Below are 25,742 nucleotides of genomic sequence, written 5' to 3' on the forward strand. Positions count from 1 at the left end.
ATTTGATCTATCAAGTTTATACCACCAAGACTGGGCATACCGATGCCCAGTCTTATCCCCCCAAGTCATTCACGACTTTTTTATTCGAGAATTCATAATGATTAAGAAGTTAATTGCAACCTCCCTTGCAGTTTTCGTTATGCAAAGTGAAGCCGTTAGTGGTGAATCAGCAGCGCTTATGGTGGCGCATCCTGAAACGACTCTACTTACAGATATCACCTACAGTGGCGAAAACCTTGTTGCTGTCGGAAAGCATGGCACAATTGTATTGAGTAAAGATGGGAATCACTGGCACCAAGCCAGTGTGCCAATTCAGTCTCTTTTAACAGCTATAGATTTTACTTCACCACTGCACGGGTGGGCGTGCGGACACGATGCATCAATATTAAATACAACTGACGGTGGTAAATCGTGGTTAATTCAACAGCATTTACCAAGCGTTGAAAAACCTTGCTTAGATATTGAGTTCATAGACGAAAACAACGGATTTGCTATTGGCGCGTATGGCATGATGTACCAAACCAAAGACGGTGGTTCAACGTGGAATAAACGCTTTTTAAATGAGTTTGTTCATCCAGATGATGTGGAATACCTTGAAGAATTAAAGCAGGACGACCCACAAGCTTACGAAGATGAAACACAGTTTATCTTGCCACACTTTAATCGCATGGCGATACATGGAAACACAATCTATCTGGCAGGAGAGATGGGTCTATTTGCTGTGAGTGAAGACCTTGGTGCAACTTGGCAACGATTTGACGAGTTTTACTCTGGTTCTTTTTTCGCAATAAGCAAGCAAAAGGAGCGACTCTTAGTAGCTGGTCTAAGAGGAAATACCTTCCAAAAAAACACTCAAAGCAGGGAGTTTTCTCTCATAAAAGTTGATAAATCAGCAACGATAAACAGTATTGTCAGTTATAAAAACAAACAAATTATGCTAGCAAATAGTGGGTTTATATTTACTATCGAAGATGACAAGGTGACGACAACTCAGTTACAAAATGGCAAATCCATTATGGCTGGCGTGATTCACGACAATAAGTTAGTGCTCGCAACAGAGCAGGGTATTCAAATAATCGAGGTTGAGCGCTAATGCAGTCAATACTAAATCAACTGGTTTACGTTGTTTTTCGCCATCGTTTTATGATGATTGCGTTGTTTGCGTTGACAACAGTATTTTTGGGGTTTAAATCAACTCAGATCCAGCTAGATGCGTCGTTTAACAAAAATATCCCGCTAAACCATGACTATATGAAAGTCTATTTGAAGCATGAGAAACAATTTGGCGGTGCAAACAGTATATTGATTTCGGTGTGTGATGCTGACGGAAACATATTTAATCCTGAGTTTTTTACTCAACTGAAAGCAGTCCATGACCAACTTTACTTTATCCCGGGTGTTAATAGACCACTAGTGAACTCTATATTCGCACCAAGTGCGCGTTTTGTTGAAGTCGTAGAAGATGGTTTTGCCGGTGGTCCAATTATTCCAGCAAACTTTACCGCCGATGAAGCGGGTCTTGCGGTAGTAAAGCAAAACATCGAGAAAGCTAAAGTAGTAGGACGGATGATTGCAAGCGACTACTCGTGTGCGATGGTATCAGCTCAGTTGATGGAGACCGATCCGCAAACTCAAGAGAAGCTCGATACATTGGCATTTGCTAAAAAGCTTGAGTCAGAGATACGTGGGCCATTGAGCACAAATAAAGTCTCTATTCATATCATTGGTTTTGCGAAAATGGCTGGTGATATTGCTGAGGGTGCGAAAGACGTGGTGTTGTTTTTTGCAATCGCTATTTTATTTACGTTTATCATGGTGTGGTTATTCTGCAAGAGTTTTAAGCTTACGCTATTACCCATAGTTTGTTCATTAATTGCTGTGGTTTGGCAGTTGGGTTTACTGTCTGTGTTAGGTTTTGGTCTTGACCCAATGTCAATTTTGGTACCATTTTTAGTGTTTGCGATTGGTGTGAGCCATGGCGTACAAATGATTAACGCCATTGGTAAGAAAGTCTCTGAAGGTGTAAGTAGTAAAGTTGCCGCTGAAGCCAGCTTTAAGGCGTTATTGATACCTGGCGGCATTGCATTACTTTCTGACACGATTGGTTTTATGACGTTACTTGCAATAGACATCGGGATTATTCGAGAGCTGGCTATAACGGCAAGTTTGGGTGTGGCTGTTATTATCTTCACCAACTTAATCTTACTTCCGGTTTTGGCCTCTTACTATAAGTCGTCAAAAATGAGTCGAGTTGATGATGGTGACTCTTCAGCCAACAATATTTTTACAAACCTCAGAGAAAGTTTGGTGCTTGCCACAGACAAGCGCTATGCAGCTTTAATTTTGGCGACCTCGGCGGCACTGTTTGCATTTGGCTATTGGCAATCAAAAGACATGCGAATAGGGGACTTACATGCAGGCGCTCCGGCACTTCATCAAGATGCGAGATATAATTTAGACACTTTCCTAATCTCAGATCGGTACGAAATCTCGTCCGATATTCTGAAAGTACTCGTTGAAGCATATCCAGCAGCTTGTACTGAGCATGATACAATGGACCGTATCAGCCGTTTTCAATGGCGAGTTGAAAACTTAGCTGGAGTGCAATCTGCAGTGTCATTGAGCTCTGTAGCGCAAGCCGTCAATGCAGGATACAACGAGGGCAACTTAAAGTGGCAGACATTACCTAGAAACGGTGCGTCATTGGTACAGGCGACATCTCGTGTAGAAACAAGCACTGGACTGTTAAATGGTGATTGCTCGGTCATGCCAATTATTGTCTTTATGGATGACCACAAAGCAGAAACAATCGATCATGTTGTGGAACAAATTAAGTTCTTTGCCACGGAAGAGGGAACAGATCGTGTCAGCTTTAAACTCGCTTCAGGACCAATAGGTGTTATGGCTGCGACGAATGAGTCGGTAGCTGCTGCACAATTGCCAATGATGATCTATGTTTATGGTGCAGTGATTATTTTATGTTTAATTAGCTTTAGAAGCATACGTGCAACAATTGCAGTGGTGTTGCCACTTTACATCGTGTCGACGCTGGCTCAAGCTTTGATGGTTAAATTAGAAATCGGCTTAACAGTATCAACCCTGCCAGTAATTGCACTGGGTGTTGGTATTGGCGTGGACTATGGTATTTATATCTTGTCTTCGATGATGAATCAGTTAAAGCAAGGTGTGCCATTAAGCCATGCATATCGCAATGCGCTAGCTGAGCGTGGAAGCGCGGTTCTATTTACCGGGATCACATTAGCAATTGGTGTGAGTACTTGGATTTTCTCTGCATTAAAGTTCCAAGTTGATATGGGTATATTACTGACCTTCATGTTCCTAGTGAATATGTTAGGGGCTGTACTGTTATTACCGGCTATAGGGACTTTTCTCTGGCCAGACCAGAAAAAAAAGTGTGAATAATTGTGCTCTTAAATGGCCTTAATTGGCCATTTATATCTACAATTTGTGAATATATGACCAACTGGCTGAAAAGCCTCAAATGTTTTTGTCAAAAAAGCTTTTTATTAGCGCCAGAAAGGTTAAAATCCTCTGGACTCCACGCTAATAATTGGCTGTACAAATAATCTACCGTTCAAAGGTGGTATAGATTAAGGAACACATAATGACACAAAGTGAAGGTCCTGCATCGGTTATCCTTGATAACGTTTGCAAGTTGATCCATAAAAAAGTTCATGCCGATAACGTGTCGCTCGTTGAAACATTTGCCAAAGCCTTGTACAGCAACATGTCTAAAGAGGACTTGGCACATCGTAACGACAGTGACCTCTACGGTGCTGCTTTAAGTTTGTGGAATTCTCTAGAAAAGAATACCTCAGACAATGCAGTAATCCGTGTATTCAACCCTGAAGTTGCAAAAGATGGCTGGCAATCGTCTCATACGATTGTTGAAATCATTTCAGATGATATGCCGTTTTTGGTTGATTCAGTGCGTATGGCACTTAGCCGTAAGAATATTGCATCGCATTTGCTTTTACACTGCCCTCTCAAAATCAACCGTGACAAACAAGACAAAATTTCTGCCGTTTCAGGATTGAAGACCGAACAAGAATCTTCATCTACCAAAACTGTTTTCTTTATAGAAATTGACCGTCAGACTGGCGAGTCGGTTATTGCTGACTTTAAACAAGAGTTAGAGTCAGTGCTAAAAGATGTATCAGTAGCGGTTGAGGACTGGTTACTAATTAGAGACAAACTAGTATCAGTTGGAGAAGATATTCCAAGCCGTAAGCATAACGCTTCAAAAGAAGAACTAAACGAAGCCGTTGAATTCTTAGATTGGCTAGCACGCGATAACTTCACATTCATGGGCTATCGTCAATATGATTTAGTACCAGTGCAAGGTGATTATGAATTAAAACCAGTGGCTGGCTCAAGCTTAGGTTTAATGAAAAACTCGACTGAAAGCAGCAGATTACTATCAGAATTGCCTGAAGTTGCACGTCTTGAAGCTCGTAGTAAAAACTTGCTTATCCTAACAAAGACCAATTCTCAATCTCGAGTACATCGCCCAGCACATATCGATTATGTTGGCATTAAACGTTTTGACACCGAAGGCAATGTAATTGGAGAAGACCGCTTTATTGGTTTGTTCTCATCAAGTTTTTACAATAACAGTGCAGCAGACGTCCCTGTTTTAAAAAGCAAAATTGCTCGTATAATGGAGCAGTGTGATTTTGCAAAAGGCACGCATGCATACAAAGCCGTACTCAACATATTAGAAACATATCCTCGTGACGAGCTTGTGCAGGCTCGTGAATCTGAGTTGTTAGATGTGGCCACGGGCGTTTTGCAAACTCAAGAACGTGACATGTGTCGCTTATTCATTCGTAGAGATGTTTACGGAAGGTTCTTCTCATGTATGGTTTATGTACCGCGTGAGCGCTACAACACAGCGCTTCGCCGTGAAACTCAAAAGTTGTTAGGTAATGCTTTTGGTTCTAACGAAAAAGTTGAGTTCACCACATTTTTCTCAGAGTCTACGCTAGCAAGAACGCATTACATTGTTCGTGTAGCTGACAACAACATTAAGTATAACGTGAAAGAAATCGAAAATAACTTGGTAGAAGCTGCCCGTACGTGGGAAGACAAACTACAAACTGCTTTACTCGCTAGCGATGGTGAAGCGCGCGGCAATGATCTTAACCGTAAATATGCAACAGCTTTCCCACGTGCATATAAAGATGAAGTATTACCAAGTGCTGCTGTAGTAGATATTGAAAAGCTTGAGAAGCTGAGCGATGAGAACAAACTAGAAATGTTGTTCTACCGCCCGCAAGAAGAAGCAAACTCGCAAATTGTACGTCTGAGCTTATTCCACAAAGATGAGCCAATTCACTTATCAGATGTTATGCCAATGCTAGAGAACTTTGGTCTACGAGTTATTGGTGAAACACCATATGCGGTTAAAACCAGTGATGGCCAAGTTAACTGGATCATGGATTTCTCTATGCTACTTGATAGCAAAGGTCTGGCTGATTTTGATAAAGTGTCTGCGCGTTTCCGTGCTGCACTTATTAATGTATGGAACAACCGTTTAGAAAACGATGGTTTCAACCGTCTAGTGTTAAAAGCTGGCTCAACAGGTCGTGAAGCGTCAATTCTGCGTGCATATGCTAAATATATGCGCCAAATCGGTGTGACATTCTCACAATCATACATTGAAAATACATTTGAGCACTACCCTCACATAGCTAACCAATTGGTTGAGTTGTTTGAGAAGAAGTTCTGCCCACAAAAGAAAGTTACGCAAAAGTCTCTTGATAAGCTAGTTGAGAAAATCTATCACGAACTAGAGAGCGTAGCTAACCTTGATGACGACCGTATTATTCGTTTATATGTTGCAATGATTGACGCGACATTACGTACTAACTTCTATCAAAAAGAAGCGGATGGTACAAACAAGTCTTATGTGTCATTCAAGATCCAGCCAAGTGCAATTCCTGAAATGCCGCTACCTCTTCCTGCGTTTGAGATCTTTGTTTATTCTCCACGCATTGAAGGTGTTCATTTGCGTGGTGGTAAAGTTGCGCGTGGTGGTTTACGCTGGTCAGACCGTCGTGAAGATTTCCGTACAGAAGTATTGGGCTTGGTGAAAGCTCAGCAGGTTAAGAATACAGTAATCGTCCCAGTTGGTTCTAAAGGTGGTTTCGTATGTAAACAGCTACCAAATGATCGCGAAGGTTTCTTCCGTGAAGGTCAAGAGTGCTACAAGATCTTTATCCGTGGTCTGCTAGATATCACTGATAACATCATCCATGGTGATATTGTTCCTCCTGTTGACGTAGTGCGTCATGATGAAGATGACCCATACCTAGTAGTAGCTGCTGACAAAGGCACCGCAACTTTCTCTGACATCGCTAATGGAATTGCTGATGAATACAACTTCTGGTTAGGCGACGCGTTTGCTTCTGGTGGTTCAATTGGTTATGACCACAAGAAAATGGGTATTACAGCAAAAGGTGCATGGGAGTCAGTTAAGCGCCACTTCCGTGAAATGGACATTGACTGTCAAACAACCGATTTCACCGCTGTTGCGATTGGCGACATGGCAGGAGATGTATTTGGTAATGGTATGTTGCTATCTGAGCATACTCGCTTGGTTGCAGCGTTTAACCACATGCACATCTTTATCGATCCAAACCCAGATGCAGCAAGTTCATACAAAGAGCGTGCACGCATGTTTGAACTACCACGTTCTTCTTGGGAAGATTATGATACAAGCCTAATTTCAGAAGGTGGAGGCATCTTCTCTCGTGCGGCTAAGTCAATTAGCTTAACACCTGAGATTAAGAAAATGCTTGGTACGAAGAAGGCAAGCATGACACCAACTGAGCTTATCAAAGCACTATTAATGATGCCAGTTGACCTACTTTGGAACGGCGGTATCGGTACATACATTAAAGCTGCTAGCGAAAGCGACGCAGATGTAGGCGATAGAGCAAACGATGCACTGCGTATCAACGGCTCGCAACTAGGTGCTAAAATCTTTGGTGAAGGTGGTAACTTAGGTGCTACGCAACTTGGTCGTATCGATTTTGCAGCAAAAGGCGGCCGTATCAACACTGACTTCATTGATAACGTAGGTGGTGTTGCGTGTTCAGATAACGAAGTAAACATAAAGATCCTGCTTAATGGCCTTGTAGCTGAAGGTGACTTAACGAAGAAACAACGTGACGAATTGTTATACGCAATGACTGACGAAGTATCTGAGTTGGTATTAGCTGACTGTTATCGCCAAACCCACACGTTGTCAGTAACTAAGTCGAAAGGTCCAGCGACGCTAAAAGAGAAGATCCGCTTTATTCACGCCCTGGAAAAAGATGGCAAGTTGGACAGAAGCATTGAGTTCTTACCAAGTGACGAAGAACTAGCAGAGCGTGCAGCAGCTGGACTTGACCTAACTCGTCCTGAGCTTTCAGTGCTTGTTTCTTACTCTAAAATGGTATTGAAAGAAACGTTGGTTGTTGACGAAATTACTGAAAACCCGTATTACCGTCAGCTACTTGTAAATTCTTTCCCAGTACCACTACGCGAGCGTTTTAACGCAGCGATGGACGAGCACCCACTGCGAAAAGAAATTATTGCAACCAAGTTGGCTAACAATATTGTCAATGATATGGGTCTTAACTTCATGGTACGTATGCATGAAGAGACTGGAGCGACAGAAGCAGAGATTGCACTTTGTTATTCAATTGCAAGCGCTACGTTCCAAATGTCAGAGACTTGGACTGCGATTTCAGATCTTGATAACAAGATACCAGCAGCGGTTCAAACTGAGATGCTATATCAATTACGTCGTACAGTACGCCGTGCTACACGTTGGTTCTTACGTCATCGCAATAAAGCACTGACAATTGAGCAGACGATTGAGTTCTTTGCACCGACATTCGCTGATTTAAGTGCAAACCTTGATAACTACATGGTTGCTGATGAAAGTGCACGTCTTGCTGAGAAAGCAGAAGAGTTAACTTCAGAAGGTGTACCTGCTGAACTTGCACAGCGCATTGTTACTTTGTCTAGCTTGTTCTCAGTGATGGATCTAGCTGAAGTTGCAAATAACGCGAAACGTGATATCTCAGTAGTGTCTAATACTTACTTCAAGCTTGGCGCGAATATGGGACTGCACTGGTTCCTAGACCAAATCACAGCGCAACCAGTAGCAAACCACTGGCAAGCACTAGCTCGTGCTTCTTACCGTGAAGAGCTAGACTGGCAGCAGCGTGCATTATCTGAAGTGGTATTAAACAGCTTTGAAGGTAATGATGATGATGTTGATACACTGATTGAGCAGTGGATGGAAAACCAAGCTTCGTTGCTTCATCGCTGGCAACAGATGCTTGCTGAATTCAAGACATCTCAGAGCCACGACTTTGCGAAGTTCTCGGTAGCACTAAGAGAATTAATGCTACTAAGTCACAACTGTGACACTTCCAAATAAATATTAAAGCGTTACAATACCCCGGCAATTGCTGGGGTATTTTTTTGCCTCAAACTGTTACCAGGAACTTAAGGAGTCACGATGTTTTACGATTTAGCACGTCGTTATATGTTTAATAAAGATGCGGAGTGGGCACACGATTTTGCATTAGGCAATCTACGCCGCTTCAAAAATACCCCGTTAAGTCTCGCATGGTCACAGTCACTCCCTAAGAAGCCAGTTAATTTCTTAGGACTAGAGTTTGATAACCCAGTTGGTTTAGCAGCTGGTTTGGACAAAAATGCAGAATGTATTGATGCATTTGGTCAAATGGGTTTTGGGTTTATTGAGGTGGGTACCGTTACACCAAGACCGCAGGCTGGTAATGACAAGCCACGGATATTTCGTCTTCCGGACGCACATGCTGTAATTAATAGAATGGGTTTTAATAACAAGGGTGTGGATAACCTTGTCGCAAATGTAAAGGCGTCGAATTATACAGGGATCCTTGGGATCAATATTGGTAAAAATAAAGATACACCTAATGAGCAAGGTAAAGACGACTACATTCATTGTATGCGTAAAGTGTTTGAACATGCTTCGTATATCACTGTAAATATTTCATCACCGAATACGCCAGGGCTTCGAGATTTACAATATGGCGAAGCGCTAGACGATTTACTACAAAGCCTTAAAAACGAGCAAGTAGATTTAATCGCAAAACACAATAAATCGGTACCAATGCTAGTAAAAATTGCGCCAGATGTAGATGCTGTGCAATTAACGCAAATATCTGAATCTCTTTTAAATAATCGCATTGATGGGGTTATTGCGACGAATACAACACTGGCGAGAGAGGCTGTCGAAGGGCTTGAGTTTGCCAATGAAGCTGGCGGTCTTTCAGGCAGGCCTGTACGTGAAAAATCAACTCATGTTGTCAGTGAATTGAAGCGTTTAACTGATGGAAAATTGCCAATTATTGGAGTGGGTGGAATTGACAGCGCAGAAACTGCACAAGAAAAGCTAAATGCTGGTGCAGATTTAGTGCAAGTATATACTGGTTTTATATACCAAGGCCCGCAATTGATCAAAAGGATCATAAACTCTTTATAAGGATCAGATATATTGCGAAATGATCCTAAATAAAAAGTTATTATAAATATTTTTACACTTGCAAAAATCGCGATATACTACTGATTACTGTTAGTTTGGAGAAGTAGTAATTCGGAGGCGATTTTGCAAGCATCAAAAGAGTGGCGTTGGTTACAGTGCCGCACACAGAATCGGTTGCTTGTTGACCTCGGAGACGAGCTACAATTGTGTACGCCTTTTAGGTTACGTCAACTAACAGCTGATTCTGAATTCAGCCCAACTTTCAGCGTTGAAGAAGCCGAGTTTTATCAGAATGTGTTCGATTACTTGTGCACTTATGGTGTTTGGTCAGAAGCACAGTGCTGTCAAATATCACTAAACGCTACAGCTGTAAAATTTCATCTACTTCCTATGCAAGCCAAAAGCTGGTTTTTCAGTCTTTATACAGGTTCAGATGTTCTATGTAATGCGGTTATCACTCTAGAGTCTAAAGAAATGACAGGTGAGTGCTTAATCGTAGATCATGACAGTGAAGCCAGTCTGTGTGTTAATCTAACTGCTGATTTCAAACTTGATGAAAATATTGTGCTCGAACAATTTCAAGCAATCAAGGTTCTTAACAATCGTATATACCCTCTATTAGTCAGCAATAAACTCGTCAGAAGAGCGTAATCCAATCCCAGTCTGTAAACAGCTGTGTTATACTCGCGTCAATTGAAATTATAGGGTTATCACATTGCAGTTTATTGCACTTACGTCGATTGGTATCGAGAATTTATTAGTTGAAGAGCTTCAATCTTTCGAAATTAAAGTAACTAAGCAAAGTATTGGTTCAGTGCGTTTTGATGCTGATAATTTAACAGCACAAAAGTTCTGTATGATGACACGCTACTCAACACGCGTAATGTTGCTGATTGATGAGCACGAAGATATTAAAAATAAAGATGACCTATATAAATTTGCACGATTTCAGGGCTGGCAGGAATGGTTTGGTCCTAAGCAAACATTTGCTGTTGAGTTTAATGGCACCAACAAAGAGCTGAAAAACAGTCAGTTTTCTGGACTTGTTATTAAAGATGCTGTTGTAGATTATTTCCAAGATCTATATGAACAACGTCCTTCCGTTGATAAGCAAGATGCCAACGTTCGCATCATTGCAAAGCTAAATAAACAGAAACTCGCTTTATACCTTGATTACTCAGGCCCAAGGTTGTCAAATCGCGGTTATCGAACCAAGCAGGGCAAAGCACCTATTCGTGAACATTTAGCGGCTGCATTAGTAACTCGCAGTGGTTGGTTAAATGACACATCTAAACCACTTTTTGATCCTTGTTGCGGCTCAGGTACATTGTTAATTGAAGCTGCGAGTATGGCATTGAAATTGCCAACTAACCTAAATAAAGCTTTTGCTTTTAAAAGACTTCCTAGTTTCAGAGAAGCAAAATTTAAAGAACTGCAACAAACACTTAAAGCTGAAAAAAATGAGTCGAAATTGTGGCTAATTGGACACGATATTGATACGAAAGTCATCGAAACAGCACAATCGAACGCTAATCGAGCTGGCTTAGGTGAGCAAATTCAATTTAAAGTTGCTGATGCGGGCAAGTTACAATCAGTCGCTAAGCGTCCTGGAACCGTTTTAAGCAACTTACCTTACGGTGAGCGCCTTGGTTCAATGGCTGAACTAATTAGTTTATACCGTAATATGGGCGCAAGCTTTAAGAAACACTTCCAAGACTGGAATGCGGCACTTTTGGGGACTGACGATGAACTGTTCAGGCTGCTTAAACTTGCGTCTAAAAAGCGATATAAGTTTAAAAATGGCCCGATTGATGTGACATTGTATCTTTATGAGTTAAATGAGAAACAAGTTGCTCAAAATCAGCAAGCGTCCGAACTGCACTATGAGCAATCTCGTGCTTTTGCAAATCGATTAAAGAAAAACAAACAAGGCCTTAAGAACTGGCTTAAAAAAGAGTCGGTATATGCTTACAGATTGTATGATGCGGATATTCCGGAATACAATGTTGCCGTTGATGTGTACGGTGACAACGCGGTTATTTTTGAATATGCAGCACCTAAAGAAATCAATGCAGACGTTGCGGACAAGCGTTTACAGGATGTTATTTCGCTAACAGCTGAAACATTACAAATTTCTCCAAGCAATCTTGCTGTTAAAGTTCGTAAGAAACAACGCGGCGATGAACAATATACTTCTTATGAAAAGCAAAACCGTTCACAAGTTATTGAAGAGTTTGGCGCGAAATTTAAAGTTAACTTGTATGACTACCTCGACACGGGTCTGTTTTTAGATCATCGATTAGCACGCCGCTTTATTCAGCAAAATGCGCAAGACAAGCGGGTACTGAATTTGTTTGCATACACAGGCACAGCGTCAGTACATGCGGCGTTAGGTGGTGCGAAAGCTGTGACAACAGTTGATATGTCAAAGACTTATTTAAAGTGGGCTGAAGAAAACTTTGCTTTGAATAACCTTAAAAACCCTCGTTTTAGATTTGAACAAGCGGATTGTCTTAAATGGTTAGAACACGCGAAAGGTCAATATGATTTGATCTTTCTAGATCCACCGACGTTCTCTAACTCCAAGCGAATGAAAGATGTATTTGATGTGCAAAGAGATCACATTCAATTATTGACTTGGGTAAAGAATATCTTGAGTCCGGACGGCGTACTTTTGTTCTCTAATAACAAACGCGGTTTTAAGATGGACGAAGTTGCTTTAATGGGATTAGGTTTGAAGGCAGTGAATGTTTCTACGCAAACGTTGTCACCAGATTTCAAGCGTAATAAGCAGATCCACAACAGCTGGCTAATTACCCATGGTTAAAGTGGCCTTGTATTACACACCGGGGTGTCATTTATGTGAAGAAGCGCTATCGTTAGCGCTTTGTTGCGTTCGTGAAAGTGATATTCTTCATCAAGATATTTTGGAGAGTGAGGCTTTGGTTGAAAAATTTCAAACCTCAATCCCAGTGTTAAAAAGTATAACAACTGGTAAATTGCTATATTGGCCGTTTACCCAACAACAAATTCAAGAGTTAGTACAAGAAGATGGATTTAATAAGAATAGCTAAAGCGCAACTTGCTTTTGGTTCTCATCCGTTATTAGACAATGCAGATGCTCTCATCGAAGCGGGTGAGCGTGTGTGTATTGTTGGTAGAAATGGTGCAGGCAAGTCAACCTTACTCAAAGTATTAGACGGTCAAGTCGTGCTTGATGATGGTGAAATAAATAGATTAACTGGCTTAAAAGTTTCTCGATTGGAACAAGACCCACCTAAAGGCGCTGAAGGGAGCGTATTTGACTATGTGGCCAATGGTTTACCAGAAGTTGCTAGTTTACTTATTGAATATAATCACGTTAGTGAAGCTCTACAAACAGATCAATCTAACTCTTTGCTAAATCGCCTAGAGCGTCTATCAGCCAAAATCGAAGCGGCAGATGCTTGGCGATTTGAAAGTAGAATTAACTTAGTACTGAGCCAATTACAGCTGACTGCGCAAATGCGTTTGGAAAAGCTATCGGGTGGTTGGTTGAGAAAAGTTGCGCTAGCAAAAGCACTTGTTGGTGACCCTGATTTACTATTGCTTGATGAACCCACTAACCATTTAGACATGGCGAGTGTCGAATGGTTAGAGTCGTTTTTAAAGGACTTTAAAGGTGGCATCGTATTTATTTCACACGACCGTGCCTTTATTAGAGCTGTAGCAACACGTATTCTCGATTTAGATCGAGGCAAGTTAATATCTTATCCTGGAAACTACGCTAAATACCTAGAGCAAAAAGCGCATGACCTCAAAGTTGAAGAAACCCAGAATGCGCTTTTCGATAAGAAGTTAGCTGAAGAAGAGGCGTGGATACGTCAAGGCATTAAAGCACGTAGGACGCGTAATGAAGGGCGAGTTAGAGCGCTTAAAGCCTTGCGTGTTGAACGCAAGCAGCGAGTTGAGCAAGTAGGTAAAGCAGATTTTAACATTGAATCGGCAGAACGCTCAGGGAAGCTCGTATTTGAAGCTAACTTCGTTAACCATGCGTTTCAAGACAAACCTATCGTTAAAGATTTTTCGACTCTGGTTATGCGTGGTGACAGAGTAGGGTTAGTCGGTCCAAATGGTATAGGTAAAACAACGCTGTTAAAGCTGTTATTCGGTAAACTTTCTGCTGACAGCGGCAAAATTAAACAAGGTGTCAATATTGAAGTTGCCTACTTTGACCAATATAGAGAAAAGTTGGATGAAGAGATGACCGTGCAAGACAATGTTGCCGAAGGAAAACAAGAAGTTTCTATTGGTGGACGTAGCAGGCATGTATTGGGTTACTTACAAGACTTCTTATTTCCACCAGCAAGAGCAAGAACGCCTGTTAAAGCACTGTCTGGCGGTGAGAAGAACCGTTTATTATTAGCAAAATTGTTTTTGAAGCCTTCGAATGTACTCGTTCTCGATGAACCAACCAATGACTTGGATATCGAGACCCTAGAGTTATTAGAAGACATCATCACACAGTATCAAGGTACAATATTAATCGTTAGCCACGATCGTGAATTTATCGATAACACCTGTAACAGTGTTTGGGCATTCGAAGGGGATGGTGTTGTCACTGAAATAGTCGGTGGTTACAGTGACTTTGAGGCCTATAGAGAGAACAAACTCGCTCAGCAAAAAGCACTAGAAAAACTAGACAAAGAGAAGAAAGCTGAGCCAGTAGCTAAGAGAGAGACAAATAAGAACAAATCAAGCAAGTTAAGTTACAAATTAAAACTTGAATTAGAAGGCTTGCCAAGTAAAGTAGAGGAACTTGAGGCTGCTCTAGAGAGCCAGCAAGAATTAGTTAACTCTCCTGAGTTCTTTAAACAGGACTCTGAAGTAACACAGCAAGCGTTGAACCAATTAGCAGAACTAGAGTCAAAGCTCGAAACCGCGTTTGAACGCTGGGAAGAATTAGAAGCTTTACAGAATCAGCAGTAAGGATTGAAATGAAATATTCACTTTTAGCCGCCAGTATCGGTTTGTGCTTTTCAGGGCAGCTGTTTGCTGTCACTTATGATTTAACCGAACTACCAACGAATGAAAAAACAAAGCATACCTATATCATGGATGCGAATGAGTCCGGCACGATAGTTGGTCGCTCAACAGAATTATTCAATCTGCCAATCGATGTAAGTTACATTGATATTGATGACAGTGGTATCAAGAGTGCGTATGACACTTGGAAACGAAACATAGAGCTTCGCGATGAAACTATCGACTTTACACTTGAGCAGATCAAAAATGATAACGCAGCTGCGACAAACGCTGATGCCAATTTATTCATGCGTAACTTCCTCGCAGCACGGGCTGGCAGTGCAGAGTACCAAAAGTTAAATTCAGGTATTGCCTCAATCTTTACAGCTACGACCGCTGGTGAAAAAGTATTATTTGATGCTAACCGAGGCTATACAAATAACGAACTATCTCGTTCAACAATTCAGTTGTTAACAGCGGTTGCGTCTGACGGTACTGCCGTTGGTTGGGGGACTGCACCATACGACCAAATTCAATTCAGGAAGAAAGACGAAAATGAAGACACAACTTTTTTCCAAAGAGCGCATTCATCACGCGCTGTATTGATAAAGCCAAGCGGCGAAATCATGGAATTACCAGCTAAGTTTTCAGATGATTATGGTAGTTACACTATTGCGACAGATATTAAAAAGTTAGATGATGGCGCTTACCTTGTTGTCGGTCAAAGTGCTGTAAGTGTTGAAAAAGACGCCCAAGACCGATTTAATGATAACTGTAAAAATGAAGATGAGCCAACCGCTGTATGTGCATGGGAACTACAAAATGCTGGGTACTACGATCTGCGTGCCTATCAATGGAAGCTTGATGCCAACTTTAATATCATTGACTCAGACACGAATGAATTGGGGATTGGCTTAACTCGAAACGATGACGAAGAACGTATCCATATTAGTTCTGCGCTAGCCGTTAACAATGCGGGTATTGCAATCGGTAATTCTAATACGCGTGAAGGGGAGGACTTCATCGTTAGACAGCGAGCTGGTTATTACCAGAGCGGCACTTTTAAACCTGTGGTTGACCATGACAAAGGCTATGAGTCTAGTAGAGCTGTTGCTATAAATGATAATAACATTGTTGTTGGTTATCGCATGGATGAGTTCACTATTGGTACCAACTCTAACGTAAAGGGTTATTACTACGAGATTGACACTTCGAAGTATGTGGAAATTGAGTCCTTCTACGAAGGTTCGGATATGTATGTTAGAGATATCAACAATGCGGGGCAAATTATTGGTCAAGCAGAGGTTGAAAAGAACGTTGCATCTCCAAGAAGAGAGGCGTTTCTGTTTGATAAAGTTACTGGCAAGCTAAACAACGTCAATGACCTGCTACCATGTAAGAGTGCCGAGTTCCCATATGATGTTTCTGAAGCGATTAAGATTACTGAAAATGGTAACATTTACGCAATCGCTACTAAGACAGTCAACAGAAAAGATGCGCTAGGCAATAATATGAAAGACAGTAATGGCAATGACGAATTCGAGTCAGTAGCTATTCCAGTTCTTTTGATCAGAAATAATAATGGTACTCCAGCAGAGTGTGCGCCTGATGAAGCTGAAACTTACGAACGTGGCTCAGCATCATTTGGTATGCTTAGTTTACTGGCCGCACCTTTGGTCATGTTAAGAAGACGCAGAAAAGCGAAATAATAAAAAATGCCCTTAGTAGGCAATGATGATCTATTAAGAAAATGATCAGTTGACCAATCCAAAAGGCCATGAAAAATCCGTAATTAGTTTTCTGATTACGGATTTTTTTATGGCAAATACTTATTTTTTCAACGATATTATCGATGATTCATCACTAGAGTTCATGTTGTGAACAGTTGGCTCAACTGTCTACATTTTGTGAACACATTTCTGTTGAGTGGGTTGCACAGGCAGCAGAATTATCAACTAAAGCGACAATCAGGAGACGCAAACTTCCCAGCGATATGGTGCTTTGGTTAGTGGTTAGTATGGCATTCTTTCGCAATGAACCTATTGCTGAAGTGGCAAGGCGATTAAATATTTGTGCCGAAGGCTTAGCAGATAAAAATTGCTAGCCAAAAGTGCTTTAACTGAAGCGCGCAACAGACTTGGTAAAAATGCAATATTATTGCTTTTTAAGCTATGTAGCCATAAATGGGGATGAGAGCGTTACTCGCAAGATAGCTGGAATGGACTACAAGTATTCGCTGTTGATGGTGCTCTATTCAGAACATATGGCAATGATGAATTAAGAGCGCATTCTGGCAGTGGTAATACAAGCACAAATAGACACCCCCTTTCCAGTGCTTCGATTCGTCACACTCATGAATGTAGGCTCTCATGTTATCGTTGATGGCGCTATTAGTCCTTATCGCAAAGGCGAAACCCCGTTAGCCAAGAGTTTCATGGAGCAACTGCCAGATAACTCAGTCACACTATTAGATAAAGGGTTCTATGGCGCAGGTTTATTACTTATTATCAACCCATTGGGAGATAATTGCCACTGGCTGATACCTGCTCGTAAAGGACTAAAATACACCTTGCTTGATGAACATGACAGCAACGACAAGCTTCTCGAAATGAATGTATCCCCTTAGGCCAGAAAGAAAAACCCGGATTTACCAAACAAGTGGCAAGTTAGAGCGGTTACGTACAAATTGACGGAAAAGATAAAACCGTTTTTACCTCACTGCCTAGAGGTGAATTTAGCGCGAACGACATAGCCAACTTATATCATGAACGGTGGAAAATAGAGCAGGGTTACCGCAATATAAAATCATCCATACAACATAATGCGATTACGCTAAGGAGTAAGGCAGTTGAGCTTGTGTATTAAAAGTTGTGAGGGTTGATATTGGGGTACAACTTAGTCAGGAGAGAAGCGAGCTTAGCAGCAGTATCACACAAAAGAGCATCGAACGAGATAAGCTTCAAATATGTATGTAAATTCTTTGGAAGTCAGTTTAAAGTGATGGCGAATGCTCTCTTTAGGCAATACACCCAAGCGTTTAGCTGCACTTAGAGGGGACTTAAAGTACTCTTTAAAGAAAAATGCCCTAGGCCATTTAGACCTAGGGTCGTTAAGATGTATACAAGCCGTTACCCTGTTAATCGCAAAGCCGATCCTCTAAAGTGAACAGCATTGCCTTTGTAGAGCCTTTTTTATTTCCGTAAATTACTTTAAACCACAAGTAATTCAACAGTATCTTAATCTACCTGATTACGCGCTTCCCACGCTTTATTGACTGAGCGTCTCCACAAGTAATCAATGCCAAAAAAGCCAATTACAGCTGCAATACAAGCGCAGATAAGTGAGCCGACTATAAATGCAGGGCCAATAGTCGAGATACTTTCGCTTAACCATGCCCACGTCGGTTCGAAATGAAAGGGCTGTAACTCTTGACCAAGCGCAAAAACGCCGACAAGATAAGAGCAATAAAAAATAGGTGGCATTGTCAGTGGGTTAGTTATCCACACAAGTGCTATCGACAAGGGTAGATTAACTCTAAACGGTATGGCAAGGGCAGCCGCAAGTACCATTTGAAAAGGAACAGGGATGAACGCAAAAAATAGTCCAACTGAAAAGGCACCTCTGGCTGAACGTCTGTTTAAATGCCAAAGGTTCGCATCATGCAATAAATTTCCAAATATCTTTAACGATTTTTGTTCTTTGATCTTATTGTGATCAGGTAAAAAGCGTTGGATCGTTTTCTTCGCCATATAGAGCAACCATCTACTTCACTATTGATTTGCTTTGGCATCATTTTTGGGAGCCTAATATCCGTGTTTTATCTGGATTCTTGGCAGTTACCCAGCAGTATTGCCATGCTTGTTTTTGTTAGCAGCTATTTTAAGCCTTTTTCAAATGTTTTGGCAGGTTTAATTTTAGGTATTTTTGTTACATTTTCTCATTACCTTCTTTTCTACCATTTGGATTGGGAAAGGGAAGTCGTGAAAAAGCCAATTGAGATACGTGGCAAGGTATCAAAAATATTAAACCGTGGTAGCTACTCATACATCAAGTTAGATGTAGCTGCACTCGATAAGTTTCATGTGCCGCCATTTAAAACAGTTTATGCAAACGTGGCGATTGCAAATGGAGCAGAAAGCTTAGCGCAAGGAGATGAAATTACCGGTCATGGGAAAGTACGGCTTTTTCGTTCTCGTAAAAACTTCAACGTGTTCGACGCTGAGTTATACGCGTTTCGTAATCATATTCACTTTAAAGGAAAGATGAATATTGACTCAATTACACCCGTTAAAATTGGTTGGCAGGAAGCATACCGAGCTTTTATTTTCAAAGTGTTTAGAAATTATGAACTAGGTTGGTTGTACTATGTGTTACTCAGTGGAGATAAGTCTCATATAACATCACAGGACATAGAAAGTTTTAGAGAGCTGGGCTTAAGTCACATCATGGCAATTTCGGGTTTACATATAGGTATTTTGTTTACATTGGGCTTTGCGCTCCTAAAAACTGCTGTATTCATATTGCCAAAAAAAATACATCAAGGAATTAACATTAACATTGGCTGTTTAGTTGGCGCGCTCTGTTTGGCTGGAATATATGTGATTGTAAGTGGTATGCAGGTTTCTGCCCAACGAGCTTGGTTGATGGCTGCACTTGGGGTTTTGTGTTATTTCTTGGGGCTGCGATTAAGCCTTATAAGGACTATTGTTTATGTGCTTACACTTATTGTGTTTTTTTCACCATTCTCTTTGCTGAACATAGGTCTCTATTTTTCATTTAGCGCAGTGATTGCAATTCTCTGGTTGTTGTCACAGCAAAAACAATTATGCTCCCGAAAACATAGTGTGCTATTTAAACTTAAGTGGTGGGTATTATTACAAGGAGTCGTCTTTTTATTTCTATTGCCGTGGAGTGTATATACCTTTCAGGGAGTGAGTGTTTCTGGTCTGATTATAAACCTAGTTATGATTCCATTTCTGGGTATGGTTCTTTTTCCCGCAATAGTGGCGCAATGCTTTGTGTCACTGCTATTTGATCTTCAACTCATAGGTGGATTGGATAGTCTACTATCCGCGTCCTATTACGTTATAAAAAATTGGCAGTACAACTGGTTGTCTATGGGCAACATAACGCTTCAAGAGTTGGCACTAACGCTACTCTTCATTTTACTCGTTCTGAGTAGAATCACTGCACGCTACGCCTGTATACCTGCCTTTATTTTAACGGCTAGGTGGCTAACGTTGTCATCACCAGAATGGCAAGTAGATTTTTTCGACGTCGGTCACGGTAGTGCAGTACTAATATCTCGAGATGGTGAAGCAATTCTTTACGATCTTGGGGCCAATTACTTTGGGACATACTCTATTTTTGAAAATGTCATTTTGCCTTATGTTCGGGCGAATAATATATCCCTTGTTCACACCATAGTTAGTCATGACGACGGCGATCATGCAGGAGGACTTACTCATCTTATAAGTAACGGGTATAGTGATAGTTTACATGCATTTCACGGTGGTAAATATCAACAACCCTGTGTCAATGGAACAGTTCGATTTGGGAAGTTAACCGTCACTGCAATCTGGCCGAAGGAGAAACAAAATAATGATAACAATAGTTCATGTGTTGTTCGTATAAGTGATGATCAATACAGTTTGTTATTGCCAGGAGACATCGAATCTAGTTCTGAAAGTAAGCTAATAAAAATGAACAGAAAATTACTGTCTTCAACGTTCTTATTGGCACCCCATCACGGTAGTAAAACTTCATCTAGTATTGATTTTGTTCGATCAGTTGGTGGTGAAGTGGTTGTTTTTTCGAGAGGGTTTCATTCTCCGTGGGCGTTACCGCATCAAGAAGTCATAGCGAGATATGATCAGGCTGGTTATAAAATGTTTGATACGGCTTTAGATGGACACGTTCAAATTCGTATGTTTTCTAATCACTATGAAGTTTTCTTGGCCCGAGAAGCGAAAAATCTATGGTTTTTAAGATAATGCATTCAGTTTTCGCGTCATGGCGGATACAATACAAGGGTTTTGAAGTTTTAGAGTAACGCTATGCAACAGTCTGGAAAGCAAATTTATAAAAGGCTTTTGACTTACACTTATGAATTTAAAGTTGCGGCATTTTTTGCTGTGTTTGGCATGCTTGGGTATGCGGCAATGGATGCGCTTTTTATCCAGTTAATGAAACCATTTATGGACGATGGATTAACACAGGGTAATCAAGATGTATTGGCAATGGCCCCAATCGTGGTGATTTTATTGGTAATCGGCAGAGGTATTTTTAACTATATGTCCTCGTATTGTTTGAGTTATGTGGGTTCTCAAGTCGTACGTAAATTGCGTCAACAGTTGTATGAACATATGTTATTTATGCCTGTTTCATTCCATGATAAACACTCAAATGGCGAATTAGTTTCGAAAATAACGTTTGATACCGAGCAAGTTCAACAGGCGGTTACGCGAGCTTTGCAAGTTGCAATCAGAGAAGGGGCATTTGTGGTGTTCTTACTTTGGGGTATGTTTGCGATTAGCTGGAAATTGTCTCTTCTCTTTTTAGTGATAGTTCCGTTTGTTGCGATTGTTGTGAGTGTTGTTTCTAAACGATTCAGGAAAATCTCAAAAAAAATCCAAGATGCGATGGGCGCAGTCACAAGAGGCTCTGAGCAGATGCTTTCTGGGCACAAAGAAATTCATGGATTTGGTGGCCAAGAAAAAGAAATTAAACACTTTTCGATGGTGAATAATCACAATAGGCAACAACGTGTGAAAATGGATGCAACTCGCGCATTGAGCGTGTCTGTTATTCAGCTGATTGCAGCCAGTGCTATGGCGGTAGTACTAGCAATTATTGCAATGCCTGATGTACATGAGTCGTTGACTCCAGGCGTGGTCGCATCGCTTATCACCGCGATGGTGATGATGTTAAGGCCTCTAAAGCAACTGGCGAATGTAAATAGTGACTTTCAACGCGGTATTGCAGCAGCAACAAGTATATTTGAAGTACTAGACCAAGACAAAGAGAAGGACACAGGTTCCTACGAAGCAAAGGCGGTTCGCGGTGAGATTAGTGTTGAGAATGTGACATTTACTTACCCAACTAAAGACGAACCCGTGATCGAAAATTTATCACTGCATGTTGAAGCAGGTAAAAGTATTGCGTTAGTAGGGCGAAGTGGCTCAGGAAAATCGACTCTTTCTAACTTATTGCCGAGGTTTTATGAGCTTGATGCAGGAAAAGTGACACTTGATGGTGTTGAGTTAACTGATTACTCTTTGGCATCTCTTCGCAAGCAATTTGCTTTGGTCTCTCAACATGTAACCCTATTTAATGACACTATCGCTAATAACATTATGTATGGACTGGATGAGCCCCTTACAAATGAAGAGCTTGTAAACGTAGCTAAGCAAGCTCATGTTTGGGAGTTTGCTAAAGACCTACCTGATGGATTGGACACGGAAGTTGGAGAAAATGGCGTCATGTTATCTGGTGGACAGAGACAGCGTATAGCCATTGCCCGAGCAATCGTAAAAGATGCACCTGTACTTATTTTAGATGAGGCGACTTCAGCGCTGGATACCGAGTCTGAGCGTTTGATCCAAGAAGAATTAGAGCAGCTGATGAGAAATAAAACATCTATTGTGATAGCTCACCGCTTATCTACAATAGAGAAATCTGATCAAATTTATGTGCTAAATAAAGGAAAAGTTTTAGAGCAAGGCAAGCATGAGGAACTATTAGCAAAAGACGGTGCATATGCCGCACTTTGTAAAATGCAATATGGTGAATAAAATTGAACAAAATTGAAAAAAGCTGGTATCAACCTATCGGCATTTTAAATATTGCTCTATTGCCATTGAGTGCTTTGTTTTGGTTAGTGAGTAGTGTTCGCAGAGTGTTATTTAAGTTTGGTATTAAGTCCTCGTATAAAGCACATGTACCTGTTTTGATTGTCGGTAATATCGGTATTGGCGGCAACGGTAAGACACCATTTGTATTGTGGTTAGTGCCTTATTTAAATTCCCTTGGACTAAAAGTTGCCGTCATTAGTAGAGGCTATGGTGCTAAGCCGCCTTATACACCCTACCAAGTCAGTGAACAAAGCACGCCAGAGCAAGCCGGTGATGAGCCTCTGCTGATTTTTAATCGCCTTGGCTGTGATATAGTGATTGGCGGCGATAGAAAAGCAAGTATTGAGTATCTGATAGAACATAATGAGCCGGATATTATTATTAGTGACGATGGACTTCAGCATTATCAGCTTGCGCGCGACATTGAAGTGTGTATTGTGGACAATGAGCGCCGGTTTGGTAACGGGTTACTGCTTCCTTCAGGACCGTTACGAGAACTTCCAGGGCGTTTAAAATCAGTGGACTTGGCGGTGTATAATGGTTCTATAAAAGAAGACGGCTATTCACTATGTACCTCTGGAATATACAGTGTAAAGACAGGCGAAAAGCTCAAAGCACATGCTACAAAAGGGATCGCAATAAGTGCGATCGGCAATCCATCTCGGTTTGAAAAGTCATTGCGAGCAAATGGAATTACAATTACGCAAACAAAACACTTTGCCGATCATCACCTATACGGTGAACATGATTTCGAACCATATACAAATCAACCGGTGTTTATGACAGAAAAAGATGCAGTTAAGTGCCAAAAATTTGCAAAAGAGAATTGGTACTTCTTGCGTGTAGACGCCGTTCCATCAGATGCACTTATAGAAAAGTTACATCGTTTATTAGAAAAGAAGGGGATTATTGGCCATGGCATTTGATACAAAACTATTGGAAATCATCGCTTGTCCAGTATGTAAAGGCAAGCTGGCATATGATAAAGAAAACAAAGAGTTAATTAGCACCGCGGCTAAGGTAGCGTACCCAATAAGAGATGACATTCCAGTATTGCTTGAAAATGAGGCACGCGAATTGAGTCTTGAAGAGGTTGAGAAGTGGAATTCATAGTTGTCATTCCGGCGCGCTACGCCTCAACGCGTTTACCGGGTAAACCACTTGTAGATATCTGTGGTAAAACCATGATCCAACGGGTTTTTGAGCAAGCTGAAAAATCTGGAGCTAAGGCGGTTTACGTTGCGACTGATCATCAAAAGGTGTTGGATGAAGTAAAGACATTTACTGATAATGTATTGATGACTAGAGAAGATCATCAGTCCGGCACCGAGCGTTTGGCAGAAGTAGTGGACATTTTAGGTTTGGATGATAAGACACTGATTGTTAATGTCCAAGGCGATGAGCCTTTACTTGAGCCCGAAAATATTACCCAAGTGGCTCAGCTGTTGTTTGCATCTTCTGCACCAATGGCAACGTTAAGTGTTGACATTGAAAGTGTCGAAGAAGTGTTGAACCCTAACGCGGTTAAAGTAGTCAGTGATGCAAATCATAATGCGTTGTATTTTTCTCGCGCATCAATTCCATTTCAGCGAGATAGCATGATGGAATTAGATGAGAATAAAATACCTCTTGTGCATTTTAAGCGTCACGTGGGTATATATGCTTATCGCGCTGGGTTTATTAAAACTTATTTAGCGCTTAGCGTTTCGCCGCTTGAAGTCCAAGAGTCTTTAGAGCAGCTGAGAGTACTGTATCATGGCTACCCCATAAAAGTGACTAAGGCAGTTAAGCCTGTTCATGCAGGTGTAGATACGCCAGAAGATCTGGCACGTGTCATAGAGTACCTTAATGGTTAAGTTTGACATTATCGCCCATCACGCAGATTTTGTTGTTGCTTATAAGCCTAGTGGGATGAGTTTTCATAGTGAAAATGAAGCGGGTTTTGTCGCATTGCTTGAAAAACAGCTCGATACTAGCCTTTATCCTGTACATCGCTTAGATAAAGTCACCTCTGGTTTACTCGTTTTGGCAACTTCCAGCGATGCCGCACGTGAGCTAACAACGCTTTTTACCGAACGCTTGATCAATAAATTTTATCTGGCGCTTATCACCGATAAGCCTAAGAAAAAACAAGGTTGGATAAAAGGGGATATAGCTAAGTCTCGACGCGGTACTTTTAAGTTATTAAAAACTCAAGAGAACCCTGCAATTACAAGGTTTTATTCGGTAAGTGTGCAGGCAGGACTGCGAGCTTGTTTGATGAAACCTTTTAGCGGCAAGACACATCAATTACGTGTCGCGCTGAAAAGTTTGTCTGCGCCTATACTGGGTGATGAAAGCTATGGTGGAAGTGATTCTGATAGGGTATATCTTCACGCTTTTTACATCGCTTTTGATTGGCATGGTGAGCACATGAGCTATAGTGCGATACCAAAAGAGGGTGAACATTTCATGCATTTGTTAAAGCATGATGTATTTATTTCGTGGCAACAGCCAGAGCAGTTAGAGTGGTAATATGACAGAGCAAGATACATCACTACGATTTGGTGGTATTGGTAGGCTATATGGGAATGAACAGCTACTTTGGTTAAATGAAGCCAATTTTTGTGTAATCGGGATTGGCGGAGTGGGTAGTTGGGCAGCAGAAGCGTTAGCTCGAACCGGTATCGGACATATTACGCTGATCGACCTAGATGATATTTGTGTGACGAATATTAACCGTCAATTGCACGCTGTCACAGACACTGTGGGTGAAATCAAAGCTGAAGCAATGAAAGCACGTTTAGAAAGTATTAACTCAGCTTGTAGGGTCACAGTAATTGATGATTTTATTACGCTTGAAAACATTAAAGAGCATATTCAAGGTTTTGATTACGTCATTGACTGCATTGATGCTGTAAAAGAAAAAGCAGCTTTGATTGCCCATTGCAAACGCAATAAAATTTCTGTGATTACAACTGGTGGGGCGGGTGGCCAAACGGATCCGAGCCAAATTTGTTTTGGTGATGTTGCTAAAACAACGCATGATCCACTGTTGGCTAAAGTACGCTACTTACTACGAAAGCAATATAATTTCACATCAAATCCAAAACGTAAATTTGCTGTCGACTGCGTTTACTCCACAGAGCAGCTGGTTTACCCAACTGACGACGGCAGTGTGTGTAAAGCTAAGCAACAAGCTGATGGCAGTAAAAATATGGATTGCGCAACGGGGTTTGGCTCCGCAACCATGGTAACGGGAAGTTTTGGTTTTTTCGCTGCTGCGAAATCTATTCGTAAATATTTAGATAAGCGCGAGAGAAGTCGCTAATACTAAGCGCATTTCAGTTGTT

At 41.1% G+C, this 25,742-nt stretch carries 17 protein-coding genes and 1 pseudogene; 17 read left to right on the plus strand and 1 reads right to left on the minus strand.

Annotated elements, in window-relative coordinates; translation table 11 throughout:
* The first annotated feature begins 100 nt into the window (after nt 1-100).
* The 10 genes and pseudogenes from N482_RS21345 (at nt 101) to N482_RS21390 (ending at nt 17,722) form a co-directional block, all read left to right on the plus strand.
* Nucleotides 101-1,093, plus strand: a complete 993-nt coding sequence (locus N482_RS21345; protein ID WP_419555060.1) for a WD40/YVTN/BNR-like repeat-containing protein — start codon at nt 101-103, stop codon at nt 1,091-1,093.
* The gene (locus tag N482_RS21350) at nt 1,093-3,423 is read left to right on the plus strand and encodes an efflux RND transporter permease subunit (RefSeq protein WP_063378990.1); all 2,331 of its coding nucleotides are present in this window, start codon (nt 1,093-1,095) and stop codon (nt 3,421-3,423) included. Before N482_RS21345 ends, N482_RS21350 begins: the two co-directional genes overlap by 1 nt.
* Before the next feature lie 202 nt (nt 3,424-3,625).
* Entirely contained in the window at nt 3,626-8,461 is a 4,836-nt protein-coding gene (locus N482_RS21355; protein WP_063378991.1) for an NAD-glutamate dehydrogenase, read from the plus strand.
* A gap of 81 nt (nt 8,462-8,542) precedes the next feature.
* Complete coding sequence (gene pyrD / locus N482_RS21360; RefSeq protein WP_063378992.1) at nt 8,543-9,553, plus strand: quinone-dependent dihydroorotate dehydrogenase; 1,011 nt, start codon at nt 8,543-8,545, stop codon at nt 9,551-9,553.
* Between the two features lie 120 nt (nt 9,554-9,673).
* Nucleotides 9,674-10,204: a cell division protein ZapC domain-containing protein gene (locus tag N482_RS21365; protein ID WP_063378993.1), complete on the plus strand. Its 531-nt coding sequence runs from the start codon at nt 9,674-9,676 to the stop codon at nt 10,202-10,204.
* Nucleotides 10,205-10,268: 64 nt separating this feature from the next.
* On the plus strand, nt 10,269-12,380 hold the full coding sequence (gene rlmKL, locus N482_RS21370) for a bifunctional 23S rRNA (guanine(2069)-N(7))-methyltransferase RlmK/23S rRNA (guanine(2445)-N(2))-methyltransferase RlmL (protein ID WP_063378994.1): 2,112 nt from the start codon (nt 10,269-10,271) through the stop codon (nt 12,378-12,380).
* A complete protein-coding gene (locus N482_RS21375) occupies nt 12,373-12,627 on the plus strand; it encodes a glutaredoxin family protein (RefSeq protein ID WP_063378995.1) in 255 nt (84 codons plus the stop codon). Before rlmKL ends, N482_RS21375 begins: the two co-directional genes overlap by 8 nt.
* The gene (locus N482_RS21380; RefSeq protein WP_063378996.1) at nt 12,605-14,521 is read left to right on the plus strand and encodes an ABC transporter ATP-binding protein; all 1,917 of its coding nucleotides are present in this window, start codon (nt 12,605-12,607) and stop codon (nt 14,519-14,521) included. Before N482_RS21375 ends, N482_RS21380 begins: the two co-directional genes overlap by 23 nt.
* Nucleotides 14,522-14,529: 8 nt before the next feature.
* Nucleotides 14,530-16,266, plus strand: coding sequence for a DUF3466 family protein (locus tag N482_RS21385; RefSeq protein ID WP_063378997.1), 1,737 nt, complete (start codon nt 14,530-14,532; stop codon nt 16,264-16,266).
* Nucleotides 16,267-16,442: 176 nt separating this feature from the next.
* Nucleotides 16,443-17,722 (plus strand): annotated as a pseudogene (locus N482_RS21390) (IS4 family transposase).
* A gap of 71 nt (nt 17,723-17,793) precedes the next feature.
* Here N482_RS21390 and N482_RS21395 read toward each other — a convergent pair.
* Nucleotides 17,794-18,306, minus strand: coding sequence for a DUF2062 domain-containing protein (locus N482_RS21395; protein WP_063378998.1), 513 nt, complete (start codon nt 18,304-18,306; stop codon nt 17,794-17,796).
* 24 nt (nt 18,307-18,330) lie between these two features.
* Between N482_RS21395 and N482_RS21400 the strand changes: the two genes are divergently transcribed.
* From N482_RS21400 to tcdA, 7 genes are all read left to right on the plus strand, one after another.
* Nucleotides 18,331-20,550 (plus strand): DNA internalization-related competence protein ComEC/Rec2, encoded by a 2,220-nt coding sequence (locus N482_RS21400; protein WP_331245825.1) that lies wholly within the window; start codon nt 18,331-18,333, stop codon nt 20,548-20,550.
* Nucleotides 20,551-20,613: 63 nt separating this feature from the next.
* Nucleotides 20,614-22,350, plus strand: a complete 1,737-nt coding sequence (gene msbA / locus N482_RS21405) for a lipid A export permease/ATP-binding protein MsbA (protein ID WP_063378999.1) — start codon at nt 20,614-20,616, stop codon at nt 22,348-22,350.
* A 2-nt stretch (nt 22,351-22,352) separates the two neighbouring features.
* A complete protein-coding gene (gene lpxK / locus N482_RS21410; protein ID WP_063379000.1) occupies nt 22,353-23,336 on the plus strand; it encodes a tetraacyldisaccharide 4'-kinase in 984 nt (327 codons plus the stop codon).
* Complete coding sequence (locus tag N482_RS21415) at nt 23,326-23,523, plus strand: Trm112 family protein (protein ID WP_063379001.1); 198 nt, start codon at nt 23,326-23,328, stop codon at nt 23,521-23,523. The genes lpxK and N482_RS21415 overlap by 11 nt, the downstream gene beginning before the upstream one ends.
* On the plus strand, nt 23,511-24,266 hold the full coding sequence (gene kdsB, locus N482_RS21420) for a 3-deoxy-manno-octulosonate cytidylyltransferase (protein ID WP_063379002.1): 756 nt from the start codon (nt 23,511-23,513) through the stop codon (nt 24,264-24,266). The genes N482_RS21415 and kdsB overlap by 13 nt, the downstream gene beginning before the upstream one ends.
* On the plus strand, nt 24,259-24,924 hold the full coding sequence (locus N482_RS21425; RefSeq protein ID WP_063379003.1) for a TIGR01621 family pseudouridine synthase: 666 nt from the start codon (nt 24,259-24,261) through the stop codon (nt 24,922-24,924). The genes kdsB and N482_RS21425 overlap by 8 nt, the downstream gene beginning before the upstream one ends.
* Nucleotide 24,925: 1 nt before the next feature.
* Nucleotides 24,926-25,720, plus strand: a complete 795-nt coding sequence (gene tcdA, locus N482_RS21430; RefSeq protein ID WP_063379004.1) for a tRNA cyclic N6-threonylcarbamoyladenosine(37) synthase TcdA — start codon at nt 24,926-24,928, stop codon at nt 25,718-25,720.
* The last annotated feature ends 22 nt before the right edge of the window (nt 25,721-25,742 follow it).

The organism is Pseudoalteromonas luteoviolacea NCIMB 1942, from assembly GCF_001625595.1.
In the GTDB taxonomy this organism is placed as follows: domain Bacteria; phylum Pseudomonadota; class Gammaproteobacteria; order Enterobacterales; family Alteromonadaceae; genus Pseudoalteromonas; species Pseudoalteromonas luteoviolacea_A.